Origin of the sequence: Streptococcus oralis (assembly GCF_001579025.1) — a bacterium.
Lineage (GTDB): Bacteria > Bacillota > Bacilli > Lactobacillales > Streptococcaceae > Streptococcus > Streptococcus oralis_X.
The window spans coordinates 805759-809898 of sequence record NZ_KQ970235.1 but is presented as its reverse complement, the minus strand read 5'-3'; the positions used below and the strand labels follow the sequence as shown (position 1 = coordinate 809898).

The following is a 4140-nucleotide window of genomic DNA, read 5'->3' as shown; positions in this document are numbered from 1 at the left end:
GGGTTATTTAAAAGGCAAAAGTGCACTCATGATGTTTGACAAACACGCCAACCTCAAGTACAAGTTTGGTAACCGGCATTTTTGGGCAGAAGGTTACTACGTGAGTACAGTAGGACTTAATGAAGCCACAATTAGGAAATATATCCAAGAACAGGAAAAACATGATATAGCACTAGATAAATTAAGTGTAAAAGAATATGAGGATCCCTTTAGGGATAGTGGTAAGTAATACTAAAGCCTCTTTAAGAGGCAATTGACGAGTCAAGAGCAATGAGGCTTGAACAACGTGAAAGCCAGCGCCTAAAGGCGCTGGCTGGTAATTTGGGCTTATAGCCCTGGTGCAAACCACCCGTTAGACGGGTGGTTATGATTGCAATTGTCTAAAATTGAAAAAGATAGTAAAATAGAGTTATGATTATTTTACAAGCTAATAAAATTGAACGATCTTTTGCTGGTGAGGTTCTCTTTGAACATATCAATCTGCAAGTTGATGAACGAGACAGAATAGCTCTTGTTGGGAAAAATGGAGCGGGTAAGTCTACTCTTTTAAAGATTTTGGTTGGGGAAGAGGAGCCAACTAGTGGAGAAATCAATAAGAAAAAAGATATTTCTCTGTCTTACCTAGCCCAAGATAGCCGTTTTGAGTCTGAAAATACCATTTATGATGAAATGCTCCATGTCTTTGATGATCTACGCCGTACGGAGAAACAACTGCGTCAGATGGAGTTGGAGATGGGTGAAAAGTCTGGTGAAGATCTAGATAAACTAATGGCGGATTATGATCGTTTATCAGAGAATTTCCGTCAGGATGGTGGCTTTACTTACGAAGCTGATATTCGAGCGATTTTGAATGGATTCAAGTTTGACGAGTCTATGTGGCAGATGAAAATTGCCGAGCTTTCGGGTGGTCAAAATACCCGTCTGGCACTGGCTAAAATGCTCCTTGAAAAGCCCAATCTCTTGGTCTTGGACGAGCCAACCAACCACTTGGATATCGAAACCATAGCCTGGCTAGAGAATTACTTGGTAAATTATAGCGGTGCACTCATTATTGTCAGTCACGACCGTTACTTTTTGGACAAGGTTGCGACGGTTACACTCGATTTGACTAAGCATTCCTTAGATCGTTATGTAGGTAATTACTCTCGTTTTGTTGAGTTAAAGGAGCAAAAGCTAGCTACTGAGGCAAAAAACTATGAAAAGCAACAGAAGGAAATCGCGGCTCTAGAAGACTTTGTCAATCGCAATCTAGTCCGAGCTTCAACGACCAAACGTGCCCAATCTCGCCGTAAACAACTAGAAAAAATGGAGCGTTTGGACAAGCCTGAAGCCGGCAAGAAATCAGCCAACATGACCTTCCAGTCGGAAAAAACATCAGGCAATGTTGTCTTGACTGTTGAAAATGCGGCCATTGGCTATGATGGGGAAATACTTTCAGAGCCAATCAATCTCGACCTCCGTAAAATGAATGCTGTCGCTATCGTTGGACCAAACGGTATCGGGAAATCAACCTTTATCAAGTCTATTGTGGACCAGATCCCTTTTATCAAGGGAGAGAAGCGTTTTGGTGCCAATGTTGAGGTTGGATACTATGATCAGACTCAAAGTAAGCTAACACCAAGTAATACTGTACTCGATGAACTCTGGAATGATTTTAAACTGACACCTGAAGTTGAAATCCGCAACCGCCTAGGTGCTTTCCTTTTCTCAGGAGATGATGTTAAAAAATCAGTTGGCATGCTGTCAGGTGGCGAGAAAGCTCGTTTACTTTTGGCTAAATTGTCTATGGAAAACAACAACTTCCTGATCCTTGACGAGCCAACCAACCACTTGGATATTGATAGCAAGGAAGTGTTAGAAAATGCTCTGATTGATTTTGATGGAACCCTTCTTTTTGTCAGTCACGACCGTTACTTTATCAATCGTGTAGCCACTCATGTTTTGGAATTGTCCGAGAATGGTTCGACCCTCTATCTAGGAGATTATGACTACTATGTTGAAAAGAAAGCAGAAGTAGAAATGGCTCAGGCTGAGGAAGATTTAACTAGCAATCAAGCAAAAGAAGCAAGCCCAGTCAATGACTACCAAGCTCAGAAAGAAAGTCAGAAAGAAGCCCGTAAGCTCATGCGACAAATCGAAAATCTAGAAGCTGAAATTGAAGAGTTAGAAACTAAAAGCCAAGCCATTTCTGAACAAATGCTGGAAACCAACGATGCTGAAAAGCTCATGGAATTGCAGGCTGAACTGGACAAAATTAGCCATCGTCAGGAAGAAGCTATGCTTGAGTGGGAAGGATTATCGGAGCAGGTGTAAGAAATGGAACATCTTGGAAAGGTATTTCGTGAATTTCGAACAAGTGGGAAGTACTCCTTAAAAGAGGCGGCAGGTGAATCATGTTCAACCTCTCAGTTATCTCGCTTCGAGCTTGGGGAGTCTGATCTAGCAGTTTCCCGTTTCTTTGAGATTTTGGATAATATTCATGTGACCATTGAAAATTTCATGGACAAGGCTAGGGATTTTCAAAATCATGAACATGTTGCCTTGATGGCACAGATTATTCCGCTTTACTACTCAAATGATATTGCAGGTTTTCAAAAGCTTCAAAAGGAACAGCTTGAGAAAGCAAAGAGTTCGACCAATCCCCTCTATTTTGAGCTGAATTGGATTCTGCTACAAGGCCTGATTTGTCAAAGAGTTGCTCGTTACAGTATGGAACAGAGTGATCTGGATAAGGTGGCGGATTATCTTTTCCAAACAGAAGAATGGACCATGTATGAGTTGATTCTTTTCGGGAATCTCTATACTTTTTACAATGTAGACTATGTGGCTCGGATTGGCAGAGAAGTCATGGAGCGAGAAGACTACTACAAAGAAATTGGTCGCCATCGAAAACTTGTTTTGATTTTAGCTCTTAACTGTTACCAGCATTGTTTGGAAAACCGTTCCTTTACGGATGCGGACTATTTTGAGGGCTATGTGGAGAAGTTGATTGGAAATGGTATCAAGCTTTATGAGCGCAATATCTTCCATTATCTCAAGGGTTTCGCCCTCTACCAGAGAGACTTGAAAGCAGAAGGTTGTAGTCAGATGCAGGAAGCCATGCATATTTTTGCTGTGCTTGGACTTCCAGAGCAAGTGGCTTACTATCAGGAACATTATGAAAAATTTGTAAATCCTTAAATTTCCCAAATAAGGGAAAAATAAAGAGACTCCTTTCAGTTTTGATACAATAGTTTCAAAATTTGAGAGGAGCTTTTTATATGAATCGACATGCAATCCAGTTGATTAGTCGTGGTGCGATTAATAAGATAGGAAATATGCTCTATGATTATGGAAACAGTGTTTGGTTGGCATCAATGGGAACGATAGGACAGACTGTTCTTGGGATTTATCAAATTTCCGAGTTAGTTACATCGATTCTGGTCAATCCCTTTGGCGGAGTGATTTCAGACCGCTTTTCGCGTCGCAAAATTTTGATGACGACGGACTTAATTTGTGGCGTTCTTTGTTTAGCTATTTCTTTCATCAGAAATGATAGCTTGATGATTGCTGCCTTGATTTTTGCCAATATTGTTCAGGCGGTTGCCTTTGCATTTTCTCGTACAGCCAATAAAGCCATTATAACTGAGGTAGTAGAGAAAGACGAGATTGTGACCTATAATGCTCGCTTAGAGCTCGTTTTGCAGGTTGTAGGCGTTAGCTCCCCTGTACTTTCTTTCCTCGTTTTACAATTTGCCAGTCTCCATATGACACTTGTTTTAGATGCCATTAGTTTTTTCATCGCATTTACATTAGTAGCTTTTCTTCCCAAAAATGAGAATCAGTTACAAGAGAAAAAGACTTTCAGCTGGAAAAATATTTTTGCTGATATGAAGGAAGGACTTGGCTATATTTGGCGCCAGCAAGAGATCTTTTTCCTTTTGTTAGTGGCTTCCAGTGTTAATTTCTTTTTTGCAGCTTTTGAATTTCTCCTCCCTTTTTCAGAACGGCTTTACGGGGTAGAAGGAGCTTATGCAAGTATTTTGACTATGGGCGCTATTGGTTCGATTATCGGAGCTCTTCTAGCTAGTAAAATAAAGGCAAGTGTCTATAATCTTTTGATTCTATTGGCTTTGACTGGAGTTGGAGTTTTTATGATGG

At 40.6% G+C, this 4140-nt stretch carries 4 protein-coding genes; all 4 read left to right on the top strand.

Annotated elements, in window-relative coordinates; genetic code table 11:
- Positions 1–229: transposase (locus SORDD27_RS03850; protein ID WP_196755622.1), on the top strand; the 229-nt coding region annotated here is incomplete at its 5' end.
- Between the two features lie 182 nt (positions 230–411).
- Positions 412–2313 (top strand): ABC transporter ATP-binding protein, encoded by a 1902-nt coding sequence (locus SORDD27_RS03845; protein ID WP_061427437.1) that lies wholly within the window; start codon positions 412–414, stop codon positions 2311–2313.
- Between the two features lie 3 nt (positions 2314–2316).
- A complete protein-coding gene (locus SORDD27_RS03840) occupies positions 2317–3180 on the top strand; it encodes an Rgg family transcriptional regulator (RefSeq protein ID WP_061427434.1) in 864 nt (287 codons plus the stop codon).
- 80 nt (positions 3181–3260) lie between these two features.
- Positions 3261–4140 (top strand): MFS transporter (locus SORDD27_RS03835; protein WP_231069287.1); only part of this gene is annotated, 880 nt, incomplete at its 3' end.